This is a genomic window from Micromonospora sp. IBHARD004, assembly GCF_052814115.1.
Map to the genome: position 1 here is coordinate 5331804 of NZ_CP199934.1, position 26187 is coordinate 5357990.

The following is a 26187-nucleotide window of genomic DNA, read 5'->3' on the forward strand; positions in this document are numbered from 1 at the left end:
CGCTCGTCGGTGGCCGGGCCGGGCCGGCCGGATCGGTGTCGCGGCCGGTCATGACGCCTCCCCGAAGGCCAGGTCGCTGGCGAGCACGGCGGCCCCCGCGACCCCGGCGCGCGGGCCGAGCTCGGAGAGGACGACGGGCAGGTTGCCGGTGGCCAGGGGCAGCGACCGGCGGTAGACCACGCTGCGGATCTCGGCGAGCAGGATGTGGCCGAGCTGGGCGAGCCCGCCGCCGATCACGATCATCGACGGGTTGGTGAAGCTCACCAGCCCGGCCAGCACGCTGCCGACCCGCCGGCCGCCGTCGCGGATGAGCTGGATGCAGGTGACGTCCCCCTCGGCCGCCCCCTGCGCGACGTCCAGCGCGGTCAGCGCGCCCCGGGCCTCGAGCCGCTCGGCGAGCGCCGGGGAGATGCCGGCCCGGGCCGCCGCGGTCGCCTCCTTGGCCAGCGCGGCACCGCTGAACAACGCCTCCAGGCAGCCGAGGTTGCCGCAGGAGCACATCGGACCGTTCGCGTCGACCTGGATGTGGCCGATGTCCCCGGCGCAGCCGTCGGTGCCCCGGTACACCTCGCCGCTGAGGTAGATGCCGCAGCCGATCCCGGTGCCGATCTTGATGAAGAGGAAGTCGTCCACCGAGTGGGCGACCCCGCCGTGTCGTTCGCCGATCGCCATGATGTTGACGTCGTTGTCGACCACCGCCGGGCACCCGTGCTCCCGGGTGAGCAGCTCCCGGACCGGGAAACGGTCCCAGCCCGGCATGATCGGCGGCGAGACCGGGACGCCGTCGCGGAAGCTCACCGGCCCGGGCACGCCGATGCCGACCGAGTCGAGCCGCTCGTACGCGCCGTCCACCTTGGCCTTGTGCAGCAGCTCGTTGACCCGCTGGAGGGTCACCTTCGGGCCGGAGCGGATGTCGGCCGGCTCGGTGTAGGCGACCACCGGTTCGAGGCGGCCGTTGACCACCTCGACGTCGATCGAGCTGGCGCCCAGGTCGACCGCGGCGAAGCGCAGGTGCGGGCTGAGCTCGACCAGTGTGGAGCGCCGCCCGCCGCGGGACGCGGCCAGCCCCGCCTCGGCGACGTAGCCGAGGCCGACCAGCCGTTCCAGCTCGGTGAGGAGGCGGGGGCGCGGCATCTGCAACCGGTCGCCGAGCTCCGCCCGGGACACCGCCCCCTCGTCCCGGAGCAACCGCAACAGCCGTACGTGCAGGGGGTCCACCGTCCGCACCGGGACTCACCTCCGCATCGGAGTCGTTCACATCGACGCAACGGCGATGTGTCGTGTCCGACACAGTAGGAGCCTTCCGGGCCGCGTGTCCATAGCTTCAGCGCGATCCGACCCAAACTTTTGTCCATCTGAGCAAAAGCGCGTAGTGGATCACCAAAAAGCAGGCCGGTTCCTGCCCAGCTCATCCCGGAGCGGGCACCGGGCCATGGACGTGCGACCGCCCCGCCGCGACGGAAGCGGCGGGGCGGTCGACGGGTACGGGGTCAGCGACCGGCGGCGTTGCGCTTCTTCTTCAGCTTCCGGTCGTCGCGCAGCTCGACGTACGGCTCCTCCTCGGCCGGGTGCCCGGCCTCGATGGCGCGTCCGCGCTCCAGCTCGGCGTCGAACTCCGCGCCGAGCAGGATCGCGATGTTGCTCAGCCAGAGCCAGACCAGGAAGATGATCACGCCGGCCAGTGCGCCGTAGGTCTTGTTGTACGAGCCGAAGTTGCCGACGTAAAGGGCGAAGAGACCGGAGATCACCAGCCAGATCACCACGGCCAGCACCCCGCCCGGGCTGACCCAGCGGAAGCCGCCGTGCCGGGCGTTCGGCGAGGCCCAGTAGAGGATCGCGAACATCAGGCTCACCAGGATCAGCAGCACCGGCCACTTGGCGATGTTCCACACCGTCACGGCCGTCGAACCCAGCCCGACCGCGCTGCCGACCTGCTCGGCGAGGCCGCCGGTGAAGACCACGATCACCGCGGCGGCCAGCAGCAGCACGCCGACCAGGGCGGTCACCCCGAGCCGGATCGGCAGGGTCTTCCAGATCGGCCGCCCCTCCGGCACGTCGTAGATGGTGTTGGAGGCGCGCATGAAGGCGGCGATGTAGCCGGAGGCCGACCAGAAGGCGGCGAGCACACCGATGATCGCGGCGATGCTGGCCAGGCCGCCGGAGGTGCCCGCCTGCTCGATCGCGGTCTCGATGATCCTGCGGATGTTCTCCTCGGGCACCGCCTCGTTGACGGTGTCCTTGACCCCCTCCGTGGCGCTGTCGCCGAGCAGCCCCAGCACCGAGATGAGCACCAGCACGCCCGGGAAGATCGAGAGCACCCCGTAGTAGGTGAGCGCGGCGGCCCAGTCGGTCAGGCTGTCGTCCTGGAACTCCCTGACCGTGCGCTTCAGCGCGGCCTTCCACCCGGCGCCCGGCAGCGCGGTCGGGCTGTCCGGCCCGTCGTCCGGGCCGACCGGACCGGAGCGGTCCGGCCCCCGACCCGCCCGGTCCAGGTCGAGGCGGTTGCGGGGCCGGTCGCCGCCGCGGTCCTCGGCGGCCCGCCGGCCGCCGGACCGGTCAACCCGGTCCCGGGCCCGGTCCACGCCGTTGCGGGGCGCGGAGGCCGCGGCGGATTCGTCGCGGTCGCGCCCGCTGCGGGCGGCAGACTCGTCGGAGGCCATCGCCCCTCCCCTCATGGTCGGCATCGTCAGCAACGACATGCCCCGACGCGACGGGCGTTAACCACCTACTTGTAGAGCAGCCAGCCCATCCGCCGGGAGGCCACGAGGAGCCCGACCGCGGTCAGCACCAGCAGGTACGCCACGTCGAGCAGCCAGGACCAGCCGGCCGCGCCGACGGAGATGCCCCGGATCAGGTGTACCGACCGGTAGAGCGGGCTCAGCTCGACCACCCAGCGCAGCACGGCCGGATAGGCCTCCGCCGGGACGAAGGTGCCGGAGAAGAGGAACAGGGTGAACTGGGCGGAGCCCATCAGGTCGAAATCCTGCCAGCTGCGCATGAACGTGGCGACGGCCATGCCGAGCGCGCCGAAGGCGAACCCGACCAGCACCGCGGCCGGGAACGCGGTTACCGCCCGGCCCACGGTGGTCAGGTCCATCGCCACCATGACGACCAGGAAGGCGGCCGAGTAGAGCGTCCCCCGGATCATCGCCCAGCCCAGCTCGCCGAGGGCGATCTCGAACGGCTGCACCGGGGTCGCGATGATCCCGTCGTACAGCTTCATGAACTTCATCTTCCCGAAGAAGTTGAAGGTGGTCTCCGCCAGCGCACCGGTCATCGCCGACGAGGCCAGCATCGCCGGGGCGACGAAGGCGGCGTACGAGACGACCCGGCCGCCGGGGAGGGTGAGGTCGCCGACCAGCGCCCCCACCCCGATGCCGATGGAGAAGAGGTAGAGCACCGGCTCCAGGAAGCCGGAGATGAGCACCAGCCAGTACGCGCTCCTCAGCGACGTGAGGTTGCGCTCGGCCACCGAGGCCGAGCGGCGGGGCGCACCCTCGAAGCTGACCAGCCGGGGCAGGACGAGACCGACCATGACATCCCTCCCCTAGACGACGAGCTCGCGGCGGAACGCGCGCCGGGCCAGCAGCCAGCCGGCGAGCGCCCAGGCGGCGAGGTAGAGCAGGTGGCCGGGGACCGACCACTGTGGGGCCACCCCGAGCGTGGCGGCCCGGCAGAGGTCGACCCCGTGCCAGAGCGGCGTCGCGTACGCCAGCTGGCGCAGCCCCGACGGCAGCGACTCGACCGGGAAGAACACCCCGGCGAAGAGCGTCATCGGGATCACCGCGAAGCGGAACAGCAGCGCCAGGTAGCTGTCGCTCGGCGCCCAGGCGCTGAACGCGAAGGTCGGCGCGGCCACCGCCAGGCTGAGCAGCAGCACCACCGGCAGCACGGCCACCGCCCACGGCGATCGCAGCGCCCCGAACAGGGCGGTCACCAGCAGGAACGCGGCCGAGCTGGTGAACGCCCGGAACAGCACGAAGGCGAGGTGACCGGCGAGGATGTCGGCCACCCGCAGCGGCGCCGCGACCTGGGCGAAGTACGTCTTGATCCAGCGGAAGTTGCTCAGCACCGGCCAGGTCGACTCGCTGATCGCCACCTGCATCGCGGTGGAGGCGATCAGGCCCGGCACCAGCCAGTCGAGGTAGCGCACGCCGCCGACGCCCTGGTCGACGTACGCCCCGACGCCGAAGCCGAAGCCGACCACGGTGAGCACCGGCAGCAGGAAGGACGAGAAGACCCCCGCCCGCCAGGTGCGCCGGTAGCCCACCAGGTGGTGCGCGAGCACCGCCAGCGCCGGCACCCGCGGCAACGCCGGCCGGGCCCGCTCCGCCACGCTCACGCCGACCACCGTTTCCTCTCATGGTGCTTGGTGAGCATTCGATCGGATGTCCCGCCTTGCGGTGGGACGGTCCCGGTCTGACCCGCTCTGGCGGTGCCGGGTTGACGCTTCACAGGGCGGGCAGCGACCAGCGACATCTCCCTTGCTGTGGCGGCAACGGCAGGGGCAAGGACGCCGAGTGGGAGCGCGACGAGCCCGGCCCGACGTCGGGGCAGAACATTCACGGCGAACCTCCTAACAAGGGCTGGGTGGCCCACCAGCCGCGCCGGTCGGGGTTGGTGGTCAGTCGACGAGGGTGCGGCCGGTGAGGTGCAGGAACACGTCCTCCAGGCTGCTGCGCCGGACCAGCACGCTGGCGGGGACGAGGCCGAGCGCGGTGACCTCGGCGACCGCCGCGTCGCCGTCGGCGACATAGAGCAGGATCCGGTCGGGCAGCACCTCGACCCGCTCCCCCAGCCCGTCGAGCTTGCCGGCGAACGCCTCCTGCGAGTCGGCGGCGAAGCGCAGCTCCACCACCTCCCGGGTGGAGTGCCGCTCGATCAGGGCGCGGGGCGAGCCCTCGGCCACGATCCGGCCGCCGTCCATCACCACGAGGCGGTCGCAGAGCTGCTCGGCCTCGTCCATGTAGTGGGTGGTGAGCACCAGGGTGACGCCCTGCTGCTTGAGCCGGAACAGCCGCTCCCAGACCAGGTGCCGGGCCTGCGGGTCGAGCCCGGTGGTGGGCTCGTCGAGCAGGACGATCTCCGGGTTGTTGACCAGCGCGCGGGCGATGGTCAGCCGGCGCTTCATGCCGCCGGAGAGCGGCTCGACCTTGCTGTCGGCGCGCTCGGTGAGCTGAACGAAGTCGAGCAGCTCGGCCGCGCGCCCGCGGGCCACCCGGCGCGGAATGCCGAAGTAGCGGGCGTAGGTGGTGAGGTTCTCCCGGACGGTCAGCTCCGGGTCGAGGTTGTCCAGCTGGGGGCAGACGCCCAGCCGGGCCCGGATCGCCGGGCCGTCGCGGACCGGGTCCATGCCGAGGATGCGCAGCTCGCCGCCGCTCGGCGGGGAGATGCAGCCGACCATGCGCATGGTGGAGGACTTGCCGGCGCCGTTCGGCCCGAGAAAGCCGAACGCCTCACCGGGTCGCACCTCGACGTCGATGCCGTCGACGGCGGTGAAGTCGCCGAACCGCTTCACCAGCCCCCGAGCCTGGATGAGTGGTTGAGCAGTGGTCACCGGCCGACCATAGCGGTCGGGTCCGACACCATCGACCGGTTAATCGGATACGGCGGAAGGCGCGGATGGCTACACAAGGTAATGCCAGCTACGGTGCGCGACGGGGTGCCGCCGCCTCGCTCCACCCGGCCCACCGGGTCATAGCCACCATAATGGACAGATCACTTTCGGACGGTCGCCGATGGCGGAAGAATGCCGCGCACTTGCCGCAGGAATTGCGAAAACCGCTCGGAAGAATCCTGCGCAGAGTAATTGCCCGTTCAATTCCGTCACTTAGCGCAATCACATTCGGCAATGTTCCAAGGCGTAGCGGATTCGCGTATCGTGCCCACTCATGTCGTCCGTTCGCTCCTCCGACGGCCACCTCCCGAAACCCCGGCCCGCCTGGAACCGTGGGGTGGCCGCCGAGCCCGACGCCGCCGCGGTGCCGCTTCCGCCGGACGACGGCGGGGATCGACGACCCGTCCTGGGCCGACGACGGGCCGGCGGGCGCCCGCCACGACAGTCGGGAACTCGCCGCCCAATTCGAGGACGAGAAACCGGGCCGCGTCCTTGCCGGACCGGTCGCGCTCGGGCGGCATCGACGGCTTCTTCTGGTCCGGCGGGCTGCCCACCGGCGGCCTCACCGATCTGTTCACCACCGCCGGGGACAAGGTCAAGTTCATCGACATCAGCCCGCTGCTGCCGAAGCTGACCGAGCTGAACCCGGCGTACCAGGCGGGGACGATCCGCGCCGACGTCTACCGGACGCAGACCGACACCCCGACCATCGTGGTGCCGAACGTGCCGCTGGTGCGCAAGGACCTGGACGCCGACGTCGCCTGCGCCATCACGAAGACCGTGTTCGAGAAGAAGGACGCCCTCGCCCAGGCCAACCCGGCGGCCAAGGGCATCAGCCTGGAGAACGCCCGCAAGACCGACCCGGTGCCGCTGCACCGGGGCGCGGCGAAGGCGCTGGGGGACCTCGGCGCGAACTGACCCGGCCGGGCCCGGACGGCACCGTCCGGGCCCGGCACCCGGGGGCGGCCCGGTACTACCGGAGCGGCTGAGCGTCAGACGTCGGCCGGGGCGGTCGCGGCGCGCGCGGCGGCGACCAGCCGGTCCGTCTCGGCGGCCACCGTCTCGTCCTCGGCCGGTGTGCCCGGGTCATAGCGGACCGTCCAGGCCAGCCCGTCCACGCCGGCCACCCGGCGGGCGGCGATCCGACCGGCGCCGCCGGGCACCTCGTGGTGCGCGGTGTACGCCACCGAGCGGGTGACCCTCGCCCGCACCTGGTGCGGCAGGTCCCCGGGATCGAGCAGCAGGTACGTCTCGGCCGGGCAGTCGGCCACCACCAGGTAGCCGTCCCGTTCGGCGACCCGCTCGGCCGGGGTGACGGTCAGCTCGCGCCCCGACCAGACCGCCTTGAGGATGTCGTGCCAGCCCAGCCGGTGCCCCCGGCCGGGCAACCAGAGCCCGAGGTTGCTGGCGACGACCACGCCGTCGCCCTCGCCGTTGCCGGCCGCGGCCCAGGCGAGCACCCGCTCGTCGGTCGCCAGCGGCGGCCGGTCGGCGGGGGGCAGCTTCGGTTTCCGGTTGAACAGTCCCATCACAGTCCTCCGGCGGCCTGCTCGCGCAGCGCCCGCGCGTGCTGCTCCAGCGAGAGCAGTTCCCCGAAGAGCGCGAAGTACTCGTCCTTGTTGCTCACCGGGTTGATCCGCTGGATCTTCGACTTGAGGTCCCTGATCCGGGCCGTCACCGAGCCGAACTGGAGTCGGGCCATGGTCACCGAGACGTAGCGCGGGTCCGGCTCGCCGTCGATGCGCAGCGGCTCGACGGCCAGCTCGCCGACGAGCGCCCGGGCGGCCAGGTCCTCGCAGGCGTCGCGGACCTGCTCGATCCAGACCGCGCCGCCGGTGGCCGCGGCCGCGCCGCCGGCCGCCGCGATCGCCGCCCGCACCGCCACGTGGACGGGGTGGCGGTACTCGACGGACTCGACCGCGTCGAACATCGGGCCGGCCAGCACCGGCTCCTGGAGGGCGAGCTTGAGCGCCTCCCGCTCGACCATCGACTGCGGGCTGTCGACGGCGGGGGCGGCCGGGGCGGGACGGGCCGGGGCGGGGCGCTCGCCGGTCGGCTGGCCGTTGCCGGCGGCCAGCACCGCCCGCTGCACCGGCTCGATCTCCATGCCGAGGTCACCGGCGAGCTTGCGGACGTACTCCGGGCGCTTCTCCCGGTCCTTGATCTTCGCGACCAGCGGGGCGGCCCGGCGCATCGCCTCCACCCGGCCGTCGACGGTGTCCAGGTCGTACCGGTTGATCATGTGGCGCAGCGCGAAGTCGACCAGCGGCTCGCGGCGGGCGACCAGGTCGCGGACGGCCAGGTCGCCCTTGGCCAGGCGCAGCTCGCACGGGTCCATGTTGTCGGGGCTGACCGCGATGAAGGTGCGGCCGACGAAGCGCTGGTCGTCCTCGAACGCGCGCAGCGCGGCCTTCTGGCCGGCGGCGTCCCCGTCGAAGGTGAAGATGATCTCGCCGGCCACCGCGTCGGTGTCCAGCAGCAGGCGGCGCAGCACCCCGATGTGGTCGGTGCCGAACGCGGTGCCGCAGGTCGCCACGGCGGTGCTGACGCCGGCCAGGTGGCAGGCCATCACGTCGGTGTAGCCCTCGACCACGACCACCTTGCCCTGCTTGGCGATCTCCCGCTTGGCCTGGTCGATGCCGTAGAGGACGTGCGACTTCTTGTAGATCGGCGTCTCGGGGGTGTTGAGGTATTTCGGGCCGTCGTCGTCGTCGAAGAGTTTGCGGGCGCCGAACCCGATGACATCGCCGGTGAGGTCGCGGATCGGCCAGAGCAGCCGGCGGCGGAACCGGTCGATCAGGGAGCCCGACCGGGCCGGTCGAGACAGCCCGGCGGTGACCAGCTCGTCGTGGGTGAAGCCCTGCTGGCGCAGGTGCTTGGTGAGCAGGTCCCAGCCGTCCGGGGCGAAGCCGCAGCCGTACCGGTCGGCGGCGGCCCGGTCGAAGCCACGCTGGGCCAGGAACTCCCGGGCCGGGCGGGCGCCGGCCGTGGTGAGCTGGGCGCGGTAGAACTCCACCGCGGCCGCGTGTGCGGCGACCAGCCGCTGCCGCTGCCCCTGCTGCGGGCGGGCGCGCGGGGTGGACCGGTCGTCCTCCACGTACCGCAGCTGGATGCCGGCGCGGGCGGCGAGCCGCTCGACGGACTCGACGAAGCTGAGGTGCTCGGCGTCCATCAGGAACTTGATCGCGTCACCACCGGCCCCGCAGCCGAAGCAGTACCAGACGTTGCGGGCGGGCGAGACGTTGAACGAGGGGCTCTTCTCGTCGTGGAACGGGCAGAGCCCCTTGAGGTTGCCGCCGCCGGCCGACTTCAGGGTGACCGTGTCGGAGATGACCTCGCCGATGGAGCTGCGCTCGCGGACCAGCGCGATGTCCTCGTCCCGGATCCGCCCCGCCATCTCCGCCACCTCCTCGGCGTACATCCTGCCCTGCCGGGCCGACGATCCGGCCGTGGGGGCACGCCCGTGTGGCGAAGGACGCCGGGACCCAGGTCAGCGGGGGCGGCGGTGCAACCAGCGGGTCACCGGCGGCGGGTCCTCCTCCTCGTACGACCGGGCGGCGCGCACCGCCGCGGCCAGTCCGGAGCGGCGCGGCCGGGCCCGCGGGTGCACCGCCGGGTCGGTGGCCATCTCCCGGACCAGGGCGACCGCAAGGCCGAGCATCACCACCACGAACGGCAGCGCGACCAGGATGGTGGCCTGCTGCAACGCGGCCAGGCCGCCGGCGAGCAGCAACGCCGCCGCCACCGCCCCGATCAGTACGCCCCAGAGCACCACCACGCCCCGGTGCGGCCGCAGCGCGCCCCGGGAGCTCAGCGAGCCGAGCACCAGCGCGGCGGAGTCCGCGCCGGTGATGAAGAAGAGCGCCACCAGCACCGCCGCCAGCACCGTGGTGACCGTCGCCAGCGGCAGCGCTTGCAGGAGCCCGAACAGGGCGTTCTCCACGCTCGCGCCGACGTCGGCGACCAGGTCCCGGGCGCCGGTCCGCTGCACCCGCAGCGCGGTCCCACCCATGATCGCGAACCACACGACGCTGGCCCCGCTGGGCACCAGCAGCACGCCGGTGACGAACTCCCGGACCGTCCGCCCCTGCGAGATCCGGGCGATGAAGATCCCGACGAACGGCGCCCAGGAGATCCACCACGCCCAGTAGAAGATCGTCCAGGAGCCCAGCCAGGCCGGGTCGCTGAACGCCCCGGTCCGGGTCGACATGACCACCAGGTTGTTGAGGTAGTCACCGACCGAGGCGGGCAGCACCTCCAGCGTGTAGATCGTCGGGCCGGCCACGAAGACGAAGGCCATCAGCCCGACGGCCAGCACCACGTTGCTGGTCGACAGCCACTTGATCCCCTTGTGCAGCCCGGTGAACGCGGAGACCACGAAGGCGGCGGTGAGCGCCGCGATCACCACCAGCTCGACGGCGACGCTGTCCGGCACCCCGGTGGCCGAGTCGAGGCCGGCGGCCACCTGGAGCGCGCCGAGCCCCAGGCTGGTCGCCGAGCCGAAGACGGTGGCGAAGACCGCGAGCAGGTCGATGGCCCGCCCGATCGGACCGTACGCCCGCGCGCCGAGCAGCGGCTCGAAGGCGGCCGAGATCCGGCTGCCGCGCCCCTTGCGGAACGTCGAGTACGCCAGCGCCAGCGCGGCGATCGCGTAGATCCCCCAGGGGTGCAGCGTCCAGTGGAAGAGCGTGTACTGCATGGCCACCGAGGCGGCCTCGGCGCTCTGCGGCTGCACCCCGGCGGCGGGCGGCGGCGACGCGTAGTGCTGGATCGGTTCGGCGACCGCGTAGAAGACCAGGCCGATGCCCATGCCGGTGCTGAACATCATCGACACCCAGGCCAGCGTGCTGAACTCCGGCTCGTCGTCGTCCGCGCCGAGCCGGATCCGGCCGAACCGGGACGCCCCGAGCACCACGGAGAGGACGAGGAAGGCGTCCGCGGCCACCACGAAGAACCAGCCGAACGTGCTGATCACCCAGGCCAGCCCGGCCTTGCCGACCCCGGCGAGGGAGCCGCCCCCGAACACGCCCCAGCCGACCACCGCCAGCACCCCGACGACCCCCGCCGTCAGGACCACCCGGTCGGTGCGCCCGGCGCCGGCCGGACTCTCCCCCACCTGCTCCGCCATGGCCCAATCCTGGTTGGCCGACGGACCCGACAGGACCGATACCGCGCATCTCCACCTGCCCGGACCGCACCCCGACCACCACGGGCCGGAGGGAGGTCAGGCGGGGAGGGTGGCGGTCTCCTCGGCCTCGACCTGGGCGGTCCAGGCGGCCTTGGTGGAGCGCCAGGCCTCGTCGTCCATGCCGCGCCGCCAGTAGCCGGAGATGGAGAGGGCGTTCCGGGGCAGGCCGCGCTCGACCCGCAGCAGCCGGCGGAGCTCCTTGACGAACGTGGCCTCGCCGTGGACGAAGGCGTGCACCGCGCCGGCCGGGAAGTCCAGCGCGCGGACCGCCTCGACCAGCGCCTCGCCGACCGGGCGGCCGGCCCGGTGCAGCCAGGTCAGCTCCACCGCGCCGGGGCTGGCCAGTGGCAGCTCGTCGGCCGGGCCGTCGACCTCGACGAAGACCCTGGCGGGCGCGCCGACCGGCAGCCGCTCCAGCGCGGCGGCGATCGCCGGCAGGGCGCTCTCGTCGCCGACCAGCAGGTGCCAGTCGGCGGCCGGGTCCGGGGCGTACGCGCCGCCGGGGCCGGTGAAGAGCACCTCGTCGCCGGGGCACAGGGCGGCGGCCCACGGGCCGGCCAGCCCCTCGTCGCCGTGGTGCACCACGTCGACGGTCAGCTCGCCGGCGGTCGCGTCCCAGGCCCGGACCGTGTACGCCCGCAGCCGCGGCCACCGCTCGCGGGGCAGCTCCCGCTTCAGGCTGGCCAGGTCCACCGGGTGCGGATAGCTGACCCCGGCCGGCGGGAAGACGAACTTGATGTAGTGGTCGGTGTACGCGCCCACCGGCAGGCCGGTCAGCTCCGCACCGCCCAGGACGAGCCGGATCAGGTGCGGGGTGGGCCGCTCGGTCCGCAGGACCTTCGCGGCGGTGACCTTCTTCGGGCGCTCACTCATGCTGCTTAGGCTAGCCTAAGTCGCGACCGTCCCCCACCGGGCCGCAGTCAGAACCCGCTCAGCCGAGCCCGGGCCGGGCGCCCACCAGGCGGCCGTGCCAGGCCAGCGCCGCCGGGTCGGTGAGCGAGGCGACCTGGTCGACCACCACCCGCAGCCGGGCGGCGTCGTCCCGGGCGTCCCGCCACAGCGGCGCGAAGACCGGGTCCAGCGCGTCCGGCGCGCGGTCGACCAGGACGGCGACCAGCTCGGCGAGGATCTCCCGCTGGCTGGCGTACCGGGGACCGGCGGCCGGGCGCCGCATCACGTAGCGCAGCGCGATGCCCTTGAGCAGCGCGCACTGCGCCCGGATGCGGCGGGGCACCACCAGGTCGGCGGCGTACCGGCGGTGCGGGCCGGGGCCGAAGCGCTCCTGGGTGGCGGCCACCACGGTCGAGACGAACCGGCCGGTGAGCACGCTGGTGGTCGCCTTCAGCGCCGCCTGGGCCCGGTGGCTGCCGTCGTACGCGGCGAGCGGGGCGAGGGCCGGCTCGGCCACCAGCTCGACCAGCACCTCACCGAGGTCGTCCGGGGACTCCCCCGAGTACGCGGCCGCCACGTCGGCGCAGAGCGCCCGCCGCTCGTCGGCGTCCTCCAGCAGCGGGCGCAGGCTGACGTACCCGCCGTGGATGCCGTCCTCCACGTCGTGCACCGAGTACGCGACGTCGTCGGCCCAGTCCATCACCTGCGCCTCCAGGCAGCGCCGGCCGCCGGGCGGGGCGCCCGCGCGCAGCCAGTCGAAGACCGGGCGGTCGTCGGCGTACACGCCGAACTTGCGCCGCCCCGGGCGGCGCGGCCACGGGTACTTGCTGACCGCGTCGAGCGATGCCCGGGTGAGGTTGAGCCCGACGGAGCGGCCGTCCGGGTCGAGGACCTTCGCCTCCAGCCGGGTGAGCACCCGCAGCGTCTGCGCGTTGCCCTCGAAGCCGCCGCAGTCGGCGGCGAGCGCGTCCAGCGCGTCCTCGCCGTTGTGCCCGAACGGCGGGTGGCCGAGGTCGTGCGCCAGCCCCGCGGTGTCCACCACGTCCGGGTCGCAGCCCAGCCGAGCGCCCATCTCGCGGGCGATCTGCGCCACCTCCAGCGAGTGGGTCAGCCGGGTACGCAGGAAGTCATCGGTGCCGGTGCCCGCAGTGTGCACCTGGGTCTTCGCCGCGAGCCGGCGGAACGCCGCCGAGTGCAGCACCCGCGCCCGGTCCCGCTCGTACGGCGACCGCCCGTACCCGGTGTCCTTGGGCGCCTCGTCGATCAGGCGGGCCGCGTCGTCCCACCGGCCGCTCAACCGCTATCCCCGCTGCCGCAGCACGCAGAACTCGTTGCCCTCCGGGTCGGCCAGCACCGTCCACTCCACGGCGCCCTGACCGACGTCGACGTGCCGGGCGCCCATGTCGACCAGCCGCTCGACCTCGGCCTCCTGGTCGGCCGGGCGCAGGTCGATGTGCAGCCGGTTCTTGGTGATCTTGTCGTCGCTTACCGGGACGAAGACGATGCCCGGGGTCTGGTCCGGCGCCCGGCGGATCTCCACCTCGTCCGGCCGGTCGCTGATCACCTGGTAGCCGAGCGCCTCCGCCCACCAGTGGGCGAGCCGGGACGGGTCACGGGCGTCGACGGTCAGGCTCTCCCAGACGCTGGTCATGCGGCCACCCTTCCCGGTTGATCGAACAGTGCGCCCAGGTTACGCCCGGCCGGATCGATCGGCGCGCCGGGCGTCATGCCGGCCGGGTCGAAATCGGCCACGGGGCCGCCGGTGCGAAGGCCGACGACCCCGTGTCCGACGCGGATCAGCGAGAGTCGGAGCCGTCGGTCTCCACGGCTGCGCGGCCGGCCTCCAGGCGGGCGACCGGGACGCGGAACGGGGAGCAGGAGACGTAGTCCAGCCCGACCTCGTGGAAGAAGTGCACCGAGTCCGGGTCACCGCCGTGCTCACCGCAGACCCCGAGCTTCAGCTCGGGCCGGGCCGCCCGGCCCTCCTCAGCGGCGATCCGGACCAGCCGGCCGACGCCCTCCCGGTCGATGGACTCGAACGGCGAGATGCCGAAGATGCCCAGCTCCAGGTAGCGCCAGAAGAACGCCCCCTCGACGTCGTCGCGGGAGAAGCCCCAGGCCATCTGGGTCAGGTCGTTGGTGCCGAAGGAGAAGAACTGCGCCGCCTCGGCGATCTGCCCGGCGGTCAGCGCCGCCCGGGGCACCTCGATCATGGTGCCGATCAGCACCTCGACGCCGCTGTCCGCAACCACCTCGGCGATGATCTTCTCGGCCTCGGCGCGGACCGTCTCCAGCTCCTGCACCGCGCCGACCAGCGGGACCATGATCTCCGGCTTGGCCACCGCGCCGCCGCGGGCGACCGTGACGGCCGCCTCGGCGATCGCCCGGACCTGCATGGCGAAGAGGCCGGGGATGACCAGGCCCAGCCGTACGCCGCGCAGGCCGAGCATCGGGTTCTCCTCGTGCATCCGCCGGACGGCGGCGAGCAGCGCCTCCTCCTTGGCCACGTCCTCGCCGCGCTCCTGGGCGACGGCGACGTTGACGGCGAGCTGCTCCAGCGGGGGCAGGAACTCGTGCAGCGGCGGGTCGATCAGCCGGACGGTGACCGGCAGGCCGTCCATCTCGCGGAAGATCTCCACGAAGTCGTCCCGCTGCAACGGCAGCAGGGCGGCCAGCGCGGACTCCCGCTCGTCGTCGGTGCGGGCCAGGATCAGCCGCTCGACCAGCTCCCGGCGGTCGCCGAGGAACATGTGCTCGGTGCGGCACAGCCCGATGCCCTCGGCGCCGAACCGCCGCGCCCGCGCGGCGTCGGCGCCGGTGTCGGCGTTCGTCCGGACCGCCAGCCGCCGCCTGGCGTCGGCGTGGGTCATGATCCGGTGTACGGCCCGGACCAGCGCGTTGTCGATGTGCTCCGGGTCGAGGCTGCCCTCGAAGTACTGCACCACCTCGGACGGCATGACCGGCACCTGGCCGAGGTAGACCTTGCCGGTGGTGCCGTCGATGGAGACGATGTCGCCCTCGCTGACGGTCTGCCCGGCCACGGTGAACTTCTTGGCCGGAATGTTGACGTCCAGCTCGTCGGCGCCGGAGACGCAGGTCTTGCCCATGCCGCGGGCCACCACGGCGGCGTGGCTGGTCTTCCCGCCCCGCGAGGTGAGGATGCCCTGGGCGGCGATCATGCCGTTGAGGTCGTCGGGGTTGGTCTCCCGGCGGACCAGGATCACCGCCTGCCCCTCGGCGGCCAGCTCGACCGCGCGGGCGGAGGTGAAGACGACCTTGCCGGACGCGGCGCCCGGCGAGGCGCCGATGCCCTTGGCCACCGCCTCGAACTCGTGGTCGAGCTTGAACCGGGGGAACATCAGCTGGGCGAGCTGGGCGCCGTTGACCCGGTGCAGCGCCTCGTCCAGGTCGATCAGGCCCTCGTCGACGAGCTGCCCGGCGATCACGAACGCCGCGGCGGCGGTCCGCTTGCCGACCCGGGTCTGCAGCATCCAGAGCTTGCCGCGTTCGATGGTGAACTCGATGTCGCAGAGGTCCTTGTAGTGCTCCTCGAGCCGGGCCATGTACCCGAGCAGCTCGTCGTAGGACTTCTTGTCGATCCGCTCCAGCTCCTGCAGCGGCACGGTGTTGCGGATGCCGGCGACCACGTCCTCGCCCTGGGCGTTGGCGAGGTAGTCGCCGTAGATGCCCTGCGCGCCGCTGCCCGGGTCCCGGGTGAAGGCGACGCCGGTGCCGGAGTCGGATCCGAGGTTGCCGAAGACCATGGCCACCACGTTGACCGCGGTGCCCAGGTCGGCCGGGATCCGCTCCTGCCGGCGGTAGACCACCGCGCGCTCGGCGTTCCACGACTCGAAGACCGCGCGGATGGCCAGGTCGAGCTGCTCCCGCGGCTCCTGCGGGAACTCCCGCCCGGTGTGCTTGGCGAAGATCTTCTTGTACGCGTCGACGAGTCCACGCAGGTCGTCCGCGTCGAGGTCGAGGTCGTTCTGGGTGCCCTTGGCCCGCTTGGCCTCGTCGAGCGCGTGCTCGAACTCCTCGCCGGGCACCTCGCAGACGGTCTTGCCGAACATCTGGATGAGCCGGCGGTACGAGTCCCAGGCGAAGCGGTCGTTCCCGCCGGCCTGCGCGCTGAGTCCGACCACGCTGCGGTCATTGAGGCCGACGTTGAGGACGGTCTCCATCATGCCGGGCATGGAGAACTTGGCGCCGGAGCGGACGGAGACCAGCAGCGGGTCCTGCGGGTCGCCGAGCTTGCGGCCCATCTCGCGCTCCAGGGACTCCAGGTGCGCCTCGATCTGACCGGCCAGCCCGTCCGGCTCGCGGCCGGTCTCCAGGTACGCCTTGCAGGCCACGGTGGTGATGGTGAAGCCGGGCGGAACCGGCAGGCCGAGGTTGGTCATCTCGGCGAGGTTGGCACCCTTGCCGCCGAGCAGGTCCTTGAGCTCCTTGTTGCCCTCGGCGAAGTCGTAGACGTACTTGTGATCGACCGAATCTTGCGATGCCACCAGAGCCTCCCACGCGCGCCGGATTTGACACTTAACGAAGGTTCAGTTTCCTCATACCCCGGGGCCGACCGCCGGTAATCCCGGCGTCATCAGCGATCGGTGGGCGAAGGTTAAGCGAACATCGAGTGGCCTGGGACCGTTCGGTGACAATAGGCACAGCCATCACGACTATCCGCGTTCACGGTGGTTTCTGGGAACGCTTCCACGCGCACGATCACGCAATCCCGGCTCCCCTCGTACTCTTGACGGCACTGGTTCTGCTGAACCTGACTTTTGCCATATCCCTCGCGAATACACCCCCGGAGACGTCGCCGTGCCGCCCACCCCTTCCGCCACCCCCGCCACCGGGCCGGACCCGCTCGGCCCGGACGCGGCCGACCCGGCCGTCCTGCCGACGCACGAGCCGGCGGCGGCCGACCTCGCCCGGGCCGCCGCGCGGACGGCCGGCGACCTGCTCGCCCCGCCGGCGCCGGTCCGGCTGGGCGACGTGATCCCGGCCCCCGAGCGGGTGGCGCCGGACCCGACGGCCGACTTCGTGCTCCCCGAGGACGCGGTGATCCGGGTCAGCCCCGGCCCGGCCGCCCGGGACGTCGCCGAGCAGCTCGCCGAGCAGCTCCGCCCCGCGACCGGCTATCCGCTGCCGGTCGCCGAGGCGGCCGACGACGGGACCGACGGGCAGCTGGCCCTCAGCCTGTCCGGCCCCACGGCTCCGGCTCCGGCTCCGGCGGTGAACTCCGCCCCGGCGGACCGGCTCGGGGACGAGGGCTACCGGTTCCAGGTCACCTCCGCCGACGTCCGGATCGTCGCCGCCACGCCGGCCGGCCTCTTCCACGGCGTGCAGACGCTGCGCCAACTGCTGCCGACCGCGGTGGAGAGCCCGGCCCCCGTGCCCGAACGCTGGGTGGTGCCCGGTGGGTTGATCGTCGACCGGCCCCGGTTCCCCTACCGGGGCGCGATGCTCGACGTGGCGCGGCACTTCTTCGGCGTAGCCGACGTGCTGCGGGTGATCGACCACCTGGCCCGGTACAAGCTCAACCACCTGCACCTGCACCTCACCGACGACCAGGGCTGGCGGATCGCCGTCGACTCCTGGCCCCGGCTCGCCCCGATGGGTGGCGCCACCGAGGTCGGTGGCGGCCCCGGCGGCTGGTACACCGCCGCCGACTACCGCCGCATCGTCCGGTACGCCGCCCGCCGGCACGTCACCGTCGTGCCGGAGATCGACCTGCCCGGGCACACCAACGCGGCGCTGCTCGCGTACCCGGAGCTGGCGCCGGACAAGGTCGCGCCGCCGCCGTACACCGGCACCGAGGTCGGCTTCAGCTATGTGGACCCGGCCGACGAGCGGACGTACGACTTCGTGTCGGACGTGCTCGGCGAGGTGGCCGCGCTCACCCCCGGGCCGTGGCTGCACATCGGGGGCGACGAGGCGTTCAAGGTGAAGGGCGAGGCGTACACCGGCTTCATCGAGCGGGCCCAGCGGATCGTGGCCGCCACCGGGAAGACCGTGGTCGGCTGGCACCAGCTCGCCCCGGCCGCGCACCTCGACGGGCGGGTGCTCCAGTGGTGGGGCACCAACGGCGACGACCCGGTGGTCGCCGAGGCGGTACGCCGGGGTGCCCGGCTGATCCTCTCCCCCGGCAACCACTCCTACCTCGACATGAAGTACGCCCCGGACACCCCGATCGGACACGACTGGGCCGGCCTGATCGACGTGCGGCGGTCGTACGACTGGGACCCGGGTACGCACGTCGCCGACGTGCCGGCGGAGGCGGTGCTCGGCGTCGAGGCGCCGCTCTGGACCGAGTCCGTCACCTCGCTGGCGGAGATCGAGTTCATGCTGCTGCCCCGGCTGCCCGCCCTCGCCGAGCTGGCCTGGTCACCCCGGACGACCCACGACTGGGCCGGGTTCCGGGACCGGCTGGCCGGCCACGGCCCGCGTTGGGACCGGGCCGGGATCGCGTTCCACCGGTCCCCGGAGATCCCCTGGCCCGCGGAGCCGGCGCAGCCGGCGGTGCCGCGTCAGCCGACCGCCGAGACGGCGGATCGGACCTCCGACCAGGTCCACCCCGACCCGGCCGGAACGCCCGCACCTCCGCCCGCCACGAACGGAGCGTGACAACCGCGGCCAAACCGACCGCCGTACGCACGGTGACCGGTTTCCTGGGGAAAGCCGGCCACTCCTCGCCAGCCCGACCCGGCGCAGGCCCCTGACCAGGCATCTCCTATCCGGCCGCTGCCACGCCTGGGGCGTGTGGGGTCGGGTGGCCGGGTCGGGGTGCGCCCCCGGGTGGGTGGGGTGTCCGGTTCGGGGTGGGATGTCCGGTGGCCGTGGGCACCCCGGCGGTGGAATGCCGGCGGGGGTCGGGGCGTTGTACATGGCATACCACCGCGGGTCTGCCGGGTGGTAGAGCCCGGAGCCCTGGCCGTGGGAACACCCGGCCGGCCGGGACGGTTACATCCCCCTGGAACCCCGGCCCCCGCGGCCGGAACCCCGGGAAGCCCGCGAGCCTGGTGGAATGCGCCGCCGGCCCGGGTCGTTATCCCCGGAACACCCGAGCAGGCCCAGCCGCCGGGCAGATCCCCCAGGACTTTCCCCCCTTTTTCGCGCGCCACCGCACCCCCCTGCGGTGTGTCGTGTACCCCCAAGGCAGAGGAGCACGCCATCATGCGTACCGATCTGATCCGTAAGACCGCCCTGACCGCTGCCGGCCTCGCCGCCACCGCCGGTGGCATCGCCGGCCCCGCGATCGCCGCCCACGCCGCCGAGGCCAAGCCCGCCGCGCAGGTGCAGACCGACCGCAAGCACGGCAGCGAGCGGGAACTCAACGTCCGCTACGAGGCCCAGCCGAACTTCTACTACTGCGGCCCCGCCGCGACCCGTAACGCCCTGTCCGTGCAGGGCAAGGCCATCGACGTCGACGCCATGGCCAAGGAGATGGGCACCACCGAGGCCGGCACCAACAGCGTCAACGACATCACCCCGGTGCTGAACAAGGAAACCGGTCGCAACGTCTACCGCAGCGTCGAGATCAAGGACGCCAAGGCCGACGACAAGCAGACCGACACCCTGCGCGCCGACATCGTCCGCACCGTCGACGACGGCCGCGCCGTGGTCGCCAACATCGCCGGCACCGCCGTCGACACCGACGGCAACACCCACTCCTTCGAGGGCGGCCACTACATCAGCGTCGTGGGCTACCGCGACAACGGCCACACCGTCACCATCGCCGACTCGGCCAACCCGAACATGGCCTCCTACCGGATGAGCGTCGACAACCTCGCCGACTGGATCGCCACCCGCGGCTACACCGCCTCCTGACCGGCAGCACCAACCAACGAAAAGGGCCGACCCCCACCCGGGGGTCGGCCCTTTCGCCGTCTCCGCGGTCAGCCGCCGGAGTCGTCCAGCTCGGCGCCGTCGGGCACGGTGTCGTCGTCCCGGCTGGCCAGCCAGCCGTCGGGCAGGAAGACCTTGCCCGGGGAGTTGGTCCGGCCGCGCGGCTGGCCGAGGGCGGCCACCGGGAACGGCTCGGCCGGGTCGAGCTTGCCGAGCAGGTCGTCGAGCTGGGCCAGACTGTCGATCATGGCCAGGGAGCGGCGCAGCTCGCTGCCGACCGGGAAGCCTTTGAGGTACCACGCGACGTGCTTGCGGAAGTCGGTGCAGCCGTCCCGCTCACCCCGGGCCGGGTTGCGCGCGCCCGCGACGAACTGGTCGACCAGCAGCTCGGCGTGCCGGCGCATGGTCACCGCCACCTCGCCCAGGCTGGGCAGCCGCCGCTCCGGCCGGCCGTTGAACGCGGCCTCCAGGTCGGCGAAGAGCCACGGGCGGCCCAGGCAGCCCCGCCCGATCACCACGCCGTCGACCCCGGTGTGCGCCACCATCCGCAGCGCGTCGTCGGCCTCCCAGATGTCGCCGTTGCCGAGCACCGGGACGTCGAGGGCCTGCTTGAGGGTGGCGATCGCGTCCCAGTCGGCGGTGCCCGAGTAGCGCTGCGCGGCCGTGCGCCCGTGCAGGGCGACCGCCGCGACGCCCGCGTCCTGCGCGGCGAGGCCCGCCTCGACGTACGTCAGATGGTCGTCATCGATGCCCTTGCGCATCTTCACCGTGACCGGCACCCCGGCGGGCGACGCGGCGTCCACCGCGGCCTTCACCAGCCGGGCGAAGAGCCGGCGCCGCCACGGCAGGGCCGAACCGCCACCACGCCGCGTCACCTTGGGCACCGGGCAGCCGAAGTTGAGGTCGATGTGGTCGGCGAGGTCGCGCTCCACCACGATCCGCACCGCGGCAGCGGTGATCTCCGGGTCGGTGCCGTAGAGCTGCAGGCTGCGCGGCTGCTCGTCCGCGCCGAAGGCGATCATGCGCAGCGTCTTCGGGTTCCGGTCGACCAGCGCCCGGGTGGTGATCATCTCGCAGACGTAGATGCCGCCGCCCTGCTCCCGGCAGAGCCGCCGGAAACCGACGTTGGTGATGCCCGCCATCGGCGCCAGCACCACCGGCGGCCACACCTGGTGCGGCCCGAGGGTCAACGGGCGCAGCGCGGGCAGGGTAGGGGCGATCACCGGACAAGTGTACGGGGCCCCGACCGGCGCCTTTCCGCGCCGGCCGGAGCCCCGTGAACAGCTCAGCAGCCCGGCAGGCGCTCGATCAGGTAGCGCTCGACCTGGTCCAGCGCGACGCGCTCCTGGGCCATGGTGTCCCGGTTCCGCACGGTCACCGCGTTGTCGTCGAGGGTGTCGAAGTCGACCGTCACGCAGAACGGCGTGCCGATCTCGTCCTGCCGCCGGTAGCGGCGGCCGATGGCCTGCGAGTCGTCGAACTCGACCACCCAGCGCTTGCGCAGGTCCGCCGCGAGCCCCTTCGCCTTCGGCGAGAGCGCCTCGTTGCGGGACAGCGGCAGCACCGCCACCTTCACCGGGGCCAGCCGCGGGTCGAAGCGCATCACGGTGCGCTTGTCCACGCCGCCCTTGGTGTTCGGGGCCTCGTCCTCGTCGTACGCCTCGAGCAGGAAGGCGAGCACCGCGCGGGTCAGGCCGGCGGCCGGCTCGATCACGTACGGCATCCAGCGCTCGCCCTTGGTCTGGTCGAAGTACGACAGGTCGACGCCGGAGTGCTTGCTGTGCGTGGAGAGGTCGAAGTCGGTCCGGTTGGCGATGCCCTCCAGCTCGGCGAACTCGGTGCCGCCGAACTGGAACCGGTACTCGATGTCGACGGTGCGCTTCGAGTAGTGGGAGAGCTTCTCCTTCGGGTGCTCGTAGAAGCGCAGGTTCTCCTCGGAGAGGCCGAGGTCCAGGTACCAGTTCCAGCGCTGCTGGAGCCAGTACTCGTGCCACTCCTCGTCGGAGCCCGGCTCGACGAAGAACTCCATCTCCATCTGCTCGAACTCACGCGTACGGAAGATGAAGTTGCCCGGGGTGATCTCGTTGCGGAACGACTTGCCGGTCTGCGCGATGCCGAACGGCGGCTTCTTGCGGGCGACCGTCTCCACGTTCTTGTAGTTCACGAAGATGCCCTGGGCGGTCTCCGGGCGCAGGTAGTGCAGGCCCTCCTCGCTCTCCACCGGGCCGAGATAGGTCTTCATCAGGCCGTTGAACATCTTCGGCTCGGTGAAGGTGCCCTTGTTGCCGCAGTTCGGGCAGTTGATCTCGGACAGCGAGACCGGCGGGCGGCCGTGCTTGGCCTCGAACGCCTCCTCGAGGTGGTCGGCGCGGAACCGCTTGTGGCAGGACTGGCACTCGGTCAGCGGGTCGACGAACTCGGCGATGTGGCCGGAGGCCTCCCACACCTGGCGGGCCAGGATGACCGCGGAGTCCAGGCCGACGACGTCGTCACGCTGCTGGACCATGGTCTTCCACCACTGCCGGCGGACGTTCTCCTTGAGCTCCACGCCGAGCGGACCGTAGTCCCAGGCCGACCGGGTGCCCCCGTAGATCTCGCTGGAGGGGAAGACGAAGCCTCGGCGCTTGGCGAGGCTGACGACGGCGTCGATACGGTCGGCTGGCATGTTTCCTCCTACGCCGGCTGGCGGTCGGCGGGGGCGATGTGGATGGAACGGTCAGTTCGGGACAACGGTACGGCTACCGTAGTCCCGAGCCCAGCAGAATACCGGGGGCCCGTCAGCTCACCCCGCAGACCTCCATGCCACCGGTCTGCGGATCCGGCGCCAGGGTCACCTGCTGGGCCTCCTGCTTGCCGCCGCTGAGGGTCACGTCGACCGGCACGGTGAGGGTCTGCGCGTCGACCTTGCCCACCCGGTAGCCGGAGATCTGCGGCTCCGCGGCGACCCGCTGCTCGAAGTCCGGCCGGGACTCGCGCCGCTGGGCGTCGTCGCAGAGCGTGTCGTACGCCTTGGACCAGTCCTTCTCCACCAGGGCCTGGTAGTAGTCGTCGGTGACCGTCCGGCCCTGCTCCTCGATCGCCTGGACGTTGCTCACCGCCAGTCCGACGATGGCCGCGCCGCCCCCGCCGCAGCAGAGCAGCACGGCGAGCGCCCCGACGCCGAGGCCGAGCCAGAGCCGGCGGCGACCGCCCTCGGTGGGCGGGGCGGCGAACGGCGGGGCCACCCCGGGGCCGGCGGGGACGCCCGGCTCGGACGGCGGCCCCGGGACCGGCGGCGCGCCGCCTGCGCCGGACAGCTCGGGGTGAGGGGGCGGGGCTGCCGGTCCGGGAGCGGTCATACGCCAGAGGGTAGTGCCACCGGGGTCAGCGGTAAGGACCTGCAGCCCGATCACTGTCGACGATGACGATCTCCCCGTCCGGCGCGGCGCTGGCGAGCGTCTCGTACGCCGACGGCTCGTCGATCGACTGGGCCAGCAGCGGCACCGCCGTGATCTTCACGTCGAAGCCGCCCAGCGCCCGCCGGTACGCCCCGACGGACTCCCACTCGGTGAGCAGGCACCAGTGCGTCGGGTCGTCCAGCGCCCGCAGCAACTCCCCGCGCAGGTAGCCGGGGCGGGCGGCGAGCGCCGCGAGGGCGGCGTGCGCCCGCTCGGTGAAGTCGGGCGCGACCTCGGCGTCCACCACGAACCGGTTGGTCACCAGCACCGGCGTCCTCCTCGTAGAGTCTGTGGGATGCAGCGTACGCAGAGCCCCCTGCTGGCCCGCCTGGCCCGGGTCAACCCGACGACGGTGTTCCTGGCCACCCTGGTCCTGGTGCTGGTGGCGCTCTTCGCGCCCGGTCCGGTGGGCGGCCTGCTGTTGCTGGCGCTGGCCGCGGTGCTGGTGTGGCTGATGGTCACCACCTGGCCGGTGCAGGCGGCGGCGACCCGGGTGATCCGCCTGGTGATGCTGACCCTGCTGATCGCGGTGGCCATGACCAAGCTGCTCTGACATGCAATCATGCGTTTTTGACAATCAATTTCGTTATCGCGGACAGTGGTTGACATGACCGTTCGCTCCGCTCCGCGCGCCCTCGCCGGCGCCATCATCGCCCTGCTCACCCTCGGCGGCGCCGCCGCCTGCTCCGACGACGGGTCGGCCGGCGCCGACCCGAAGCGGGTCGACGTGGTGGCCGCCTTCTACCCGCTTCAGTTCATCGCCGAGCGGATCGGTGGCGACGCCGTCCAGGTGACCAACCTGGTCAAGCCGGGCGCCGAGCCACATGATCTGGAACTCAACCCCGCCCAGGTCGGTCAGATCGCGGACGCGAAGCTGGTCGTCTACCTGAAGGGCTTCCAGCCGGCCGTGGACGAGGCGGTCGAGCAGAACGCCGCCGACCGTTCCTTCGACGTGGCGACGGTTCAGCCGCTGATGGACGCCACCGCCGAGGCGCACGAGCACGAGGGCGAGGACGCTGCGGCGAGCGCGGAGCCGGACCACGAGGAGGGGTCGGCCGGCGGCAAGGACCCCCACATCTGGCTCGACCCGACCCGACTGGCCACGGTCGCGGACCAGGTGGCCGAGCGGCTCGGCAAGGTCGACCCGGCCCGGGCCGCCGATTTCACCACCCGGGCGAAGGCGCTCCACGCCGACCTGGAGAAGCTGGACAGCGAGTACACCGCCGGCCTGCAGACCTGCCAGCGCCGGGAGATCGTTACCAGCCACACCGCCTTCGGCTACCTGGCCAAGCATTACCAGCTGACGCAGGTCGGCATCGCCGGCCTCACCCCCGAGTCCGAGCCCTCGCCGCAGCGGCTCGTCGAGGTGACGAAGGAGGCTCGGGAGCACAGGGCCACCACGATCTTCTTCGAGACGCTGGTCAGCCCGAAGGTCGCCGACACCATCGCCCGGGAGGTTGGCGCGAAGACCGCGGTGCTGGATCCGATCGAGGGGCTGTCGACCGACAACGGCGGGGACTACCTTTCGGTGATGCGCACCAACCTTCAGACTCTGAGGACGGCGTTGAGCTGCTCGTGAACGCACCTGTCATCACGGTCACCCACGGGGTGGCCGGCTACGACGGCCGCCCCGTGCTGCGGGACGTCTCGCTGACCGTCACCGCCGGCGAGGTGGTCGCCGTGCTCGGCGCCAACGGCTCCGGCAAGTCCACCCTGATCCGCGCCGTGCTCGGGCTGGTCCCGCTCAGCGCCGGGTCGGTCACCCTCTTCGGCACGCCGCAGCGCCGCTTCCGGCAGTGGCACCGCATCGGGTACGTCCCGCAGCGCCTCGGCGCCGGCAGCGGCGTACCGGCCACGGTGGGCGAGGTGGTGGCCTCGGGGCGGCTGGCCCGCCGGGGCGTCCTGCGGCCGGCGCGGCGCGCGGACCGCGAGGCGGTGGCCGCCGCGCTGCGCGCCGTCGGGCTCGCCGACCGGGCCGGTGACCCGGTCGCCACCCTCTCCGGCGGCCAGCAGCAGCGCACCCTGATCGCCCGGGCCCTGGCCGGCGAACCCGAGCTGCTGGTGCTGGACGAGCCGACCGCCGGGGTCGACGCGGAGAGCCAGGAGGCGTTCGCCGCGGCGCTGCGCGGCTTCCTCGCCGGCGGCGGGACCGTGCTGCTGGTCGCCCACGAGCTGGGTCCGCTGCGACCGTTGATCAGCCGGGCGGTCGTCGTGCACGAGGGTGGCATCTGCCACGACGGCGCGGTGCCGGAGCCGGCCGGGCACCACGCGGAGCCCGACCACGACCACGTGCACCCGCACTGCGACGAGGAGCCCGCCGGGCTGTGGAGCATCTGACATGGACCTCTTCCAGTACGACTTCATGCTGCGCGCCCTGGTCGGCGCGCTGGTCATCGGGCTGGCCGCGCCGGCGCTCGGCATCTACCTGGTGCAGCGGCGGCTGGCGCTGATCGGCGACGGGATCGGGCACGTGGCGCTCACCGGCGTCGGCGCCGGGCTGCTGCTGAACCGCTCCCCGGTGCTGGTGGCGGTGATCGCCGCGACGCTCGGCGCGATCGTCATCGAGCTGGTCCGCTCCCGCGGCCGTACCTCCGGCGACCTGGCCCTGGCGCTGCTCTTCTACGGCGGCATCGCCGGCGGCGTGCTGCTGGTCGGGCTCTCCAACACCAGCAACTCCTCGCTCAACTCGTACCTGTTCGGCTCGCTGACCACCACCTCGCCGGCAGACCTGACCACCATCCTGGTGCTCGGCGCGGCCATCCTGGTCACCATGCTGGCGCTGCGCCCGGCGCTCTTCGCGGTCTGCCACGACGAGGAGTACGCCCGGGTCTCCGGCCTGCCGGTCCGGGCGCTCAACCTGCTGCTGGCGGTGACCACCGCGGTGACCGTGACGATCGCCATGCGGGCGGTCGGCGTGCTGCTGATCAGCGCGCTGATGGTGGTGCCGGTGGCCACCGCCCAGCAGGTCACCCGGGGCTTCCGCAGCACGATGGCGGCCGCCATGGCACTGGGGCTCTTCGCCGCCGGGGCGGGCGTCTGGGTGGCGGCCACCGCCGACACCGCGCCGGGCGCCTCGGTGGTGCTGCTCGCCATCGCCTCGTTCCTGGTGGTCGCGCTCGCCGCGGCGGGCTGGCGGGCGCTGCGCTGGCGGACCCGCCCCGCGGCCGTGCCGGCCCCCGAGCCGCACGAGGTCGTGCTGCGGTGAGCCA

Annotated in this window: 23 protein-coding genes; 7 read left to right on the forward strand and 16 right to left on the reverse strand. The window is 72.7% G+C overall.

Translation table 11 applies throughout. The features are described 5' to 3' along the window. Nucleotides 1-48 precede the first annotated feature (48 nt). The 5 genes from ACTWO6_RS25930 to ACTWO6_RS25950 form a co-directional block, all read right to left on the reverse strand. On the reverse strand, nt 49-1227 hold the full coding sequence (locus ACTWO6_RS25930) for an ROK family protein (protein ID WP_446216382.1): 1179 nt from the start codon (nt 1225-1227) through the stop codon (nt 49-51). 263 nt (nt 1228-1490) lie between these two features. Further along, nucleotides 1491-2660, reverse strand: a complete 1170-nt coding sequence (locus tag ACTWO6_RS25935; RefSeq protein ID WP_446216383.1) for a YhjD/YihY/BrkB family envelope integrity protein — start codon at nt 2658-2660, stop codon at nt 1491-1493. A gap of 65 nt (nt 2661-2725) precedes the next feature. Further along, on the reverse strand, nt 2726-3535 hold the full coding sequence (locus tag ACTWO6_RS25940; protein ID WP_446216384.1) for an ABC transporter permease: 810 nt from the start codon (nt 3533-3535) through the stop codon (nt 2726-2728). A 12-nt stretch (nt 3536-3547) separates the two neighbouring features. Next, nucleotides 3548-4342, reverse strand: coding sequence for an ABC transporter permease (locus ACTWO6_RS25945; protein ID WP_446216385.1), 795 nt, complete (start codon nt 4340-4342; stop codon nt 3548-3550). Between the two features lie 282 nt (nt 4343-4624). Then, nucleotides 4625-5557, reverse strand: a complete 933-nt coding sequence (locus ACTWO6_RS25950; protein WP_446216386.1) for an ABC transporter ATP-binding protein — start codon at nt 5555-5557, stop codon at nt 4625-4627. 552 nt (nt 5558-6109) lie between these two features. Between ACTWO6_RS25950 and ACTWO6_RS25955 the strand changes: the two genes are divergently transcribed. Continuing rightward, complete coding sequence (locus tag ACTWO6_RS25955; RefSeq protein WP_446216387.1) at nt 6110-6535, forward strand: TAXI family TRAP transporter solute-binding subunit; 426 nt, start codon at nt 6110-6112, stop codon at nt 6533-6535. A 74-nt stretch (nt 6536-6609) separates the two neighbouring features. On the opposite strand, the gene ACTWO6_RS25960 is transcribed toward ACTWO6_RS25955, so the two are convergent. The 7 genes from ACTWO6_RS25960 to ppdK form a co-directional block, all read right to left on the reverse strand. Then, nucleotides 6610-7146 (reverse strand): hypothetical protein, encoded by a 537-nt coding sequence (locus tag ACTWO6_RS25960; RefSeq protein ID WP_446216388.1) that lies wholly within the window; start codon nt 7144-7146, stop codon nt 6610-6612. Continuing rightward, nucleotides 7146-9038, reverse strand: coding sequence for a DNA primase (gene dnaG, locus ACTWO6_RS25965; RefSeq protein ID WP_446216389.1), 1893 nt, complete (start codon nt 9036-9038; stop codon nt 7146-7148). The genes ACTWO6_RS25960 and dnaG overlap by 1 nt, the downstream gene beginning before the upstream one ends. Before the next feature lie 69 nt (nt 9039-9107). Continuing rightward, the gene (locus tag ACTWO6_RS25970) at nt 9108-10745 is read right to left on the reverse strand and encodes a BCCT family transporter (RefSeq protein ID WP_446216390.1); all 1638 of its coding nucleotides are present in this window, start codon (nt 10743-10745) and stop codon (nt 9108-9110) included. Between the two features lie 96 nt (nt 10746-10841). Beyond that, the gene (locus tag ACTWO6_RS25975; protein ID WP_446216391.1) at nt 10842-11678 is read right to left on the reverse strand and encodes a siderophore-interacting protein; all 837 of its coding nucleotides are present in this window, start codon (nt 11676-11678) and stop codon (nt 10842-10844) included. Nucleotides 11679-11736: 58 nt separating this feature from the next. Beyond that, on the reverse strand, nt 11737-12993 hold the full coding sequence (locus tag ACTWO6_RS25980) for a deoxyguanosinetriphosphate triphosphohydrolase (RefSeq protein ID WP_446216392.1): 1257 nt from the start codon (nt 12991-12993) through the stop codon (nt 11737-11739). Nucleotides 12994-12996: 3 nt separating this feature from the next. Continuing rightward, nucleotides 12997-13347, reverse strand: a complete 351-nt coding sequence (locus ACTWO6_RS25985) for a VOC family protein (RefSeq protein WP_446216393.1) — start codon at nt 13345-13347, stop codon at nt 12997-12999. A 145-nt stretch (nt 13348-13492) separates the two neighbouring features. After that, nucleotides 13493-16201, reverse strand: a complete 2709-nt coding sequence (gene ppdK / locus ACTWO6_RS25990) for a pyruvate, phosphate dikinase (RefSeq protein WP_446216394.1) — start codon at nt 16199-16201, stop codon at nt 13493-13495. A 280-nt stretch (nt 16202-16481) separates the two neighbouring features. Here ppdK and ACTWO6_RS25995 point away from each other — a divergent pair, with 280 nt between their 5' ends. Then, nucleotides 16482-18320 carry a beta-N-acetylhexosaminidase gene (locus tag ACTWO6_RS25995; RefSeq protein WP_446220765.1) on the forward strand — a complete coding sequence of 613 codons (1839 nt, stop codon included), beginning with the start codon at nt 16482-16484 and terminating at the stop codon, nt 18318-18320. Between the two features lie 549 nt (nt 18321-18869). After that, complete coding sequence (locus ACTWO6_RS26000; RefSeq protein WP_446216395.1) at nt 18870-19523, forward strand: C39 family peptidase; 654 nt, start codon at nt 18870-18872, stop codon at nt 19521-19523. A 68-nt stretch (nt 19524-19591) separates the two neighbouring features. Here ACTWO6_RS26000 and dusB read toward each other — a convergent pair whose 3' ends face one another. From dusB to ACTWO6_RS26020, 4 genes are all read right to left on the reverse strand, one after another. Beyond that, complete coding sequence (dusB, locus tag ACTWO6_RS26005) at nt 19592-20683, reverse strand: tRNA dihydrouridine synthase DusB (RefSeq protein WP_446220766.1); 1092 nt, start codon at nt 20681-20683, stop codon at nt 19592-19594. Nucleotides 20684-20826: 143 nt separating this feature from the next. Continuing rightward, entirely contained in the window at nt 20827-22206 is a 1380-nt protein-coding gene (locus ACTWO6_RS26010) for a glycine--tRNA ligase (protein WP_446216396.1), read from the reverse strand. A 112-nt stretch (nt 22207-22318) separates the two neighbouring features. Next, nucleotides 22319-22879 carry an Rv0361 family membrane protein gene (locus ACTWO6_RS26015; RefSeq protein ID WP_446216397.1) on the reverse strand — a complete coding sequence of 187 codons (561 nt, stop codon included), beginning with the start codon at nt 22877-22879 and terminating at the stop codon, nt 22319-22321. Nucleotides 22880-22904: 25 nt separating this feature from the next. Beyond that, entirely contained in the window at nt 22905-23246 is a 342-nt protein-coding gene (locus tag ACTWO6_RS26020; protein ID WP_446216398.1) for an antibiotic biosynthesis monooxygenase family protein, read from the reverse strand. A gap of 27 nt (nt 23247-23273) precedes the next feature. On the opposite strand from ACTWO6_RS26020, the gene ACTWO6_RS26025 reads away from it, so the two are divergent. Genes ACTWO6_RS26025 through ACTWO6_RS26040 form a run of 4 tightly spaced genes read left to right on the forward strand, consistent with a single transcriptional unit; the run spans nt 23274 to nt 26183 of the window. Further along, nucleotides 23274-23531, forward strand: coding sequence for a DUF6703 family protein (locus ACTWO6_RS26025; RefSeq protein WP_446216399.1), 258 nt, complete (start codon nt 23274-23276; stop codon nt 23529-23531). A gap of 54 nt (nt 23532-23585) precedes the next feature. Continuing rightward, on the forward strand, nt 23586-24557 hold the full coding sequence (locus ACTWO6_RS26030) for a metal ABC transporter substrate-binding protein (protein ID WP_446216400.1): 972 nt from the start codon (nt 23586-23588) through the stop codon (nt 24555-24557). Next, nucleotides 24554-25315 (forward strand): metal ABC transporter ATP-binding protein, encoded by a 762-nt coding sequence (locus tag ACTWO6_RS26035; protein ID WP_446216401.1) that lies wholly within the window; start codon nt 24554-24556, stop codon nt 25313-25315. Before ACTWO6_RS26030 ends, ACTWO6_RS26035 begins: the two co-directional genes overlap by 4 nt. Before the next feature lies 1 nt (nt 25316). Then, nucleotides 25317-26183, forward strand: coding sequence for a metal ABC transporter permease (locus tag ACTWO6_RS26040; protein WP_446216402.1), 867 nt, complete (start codon nt 25317-25319; stop codon nt 26181-26183). The last annotated feature ends 4 nt before the right edge of the window (nt 26184-26187 follow it).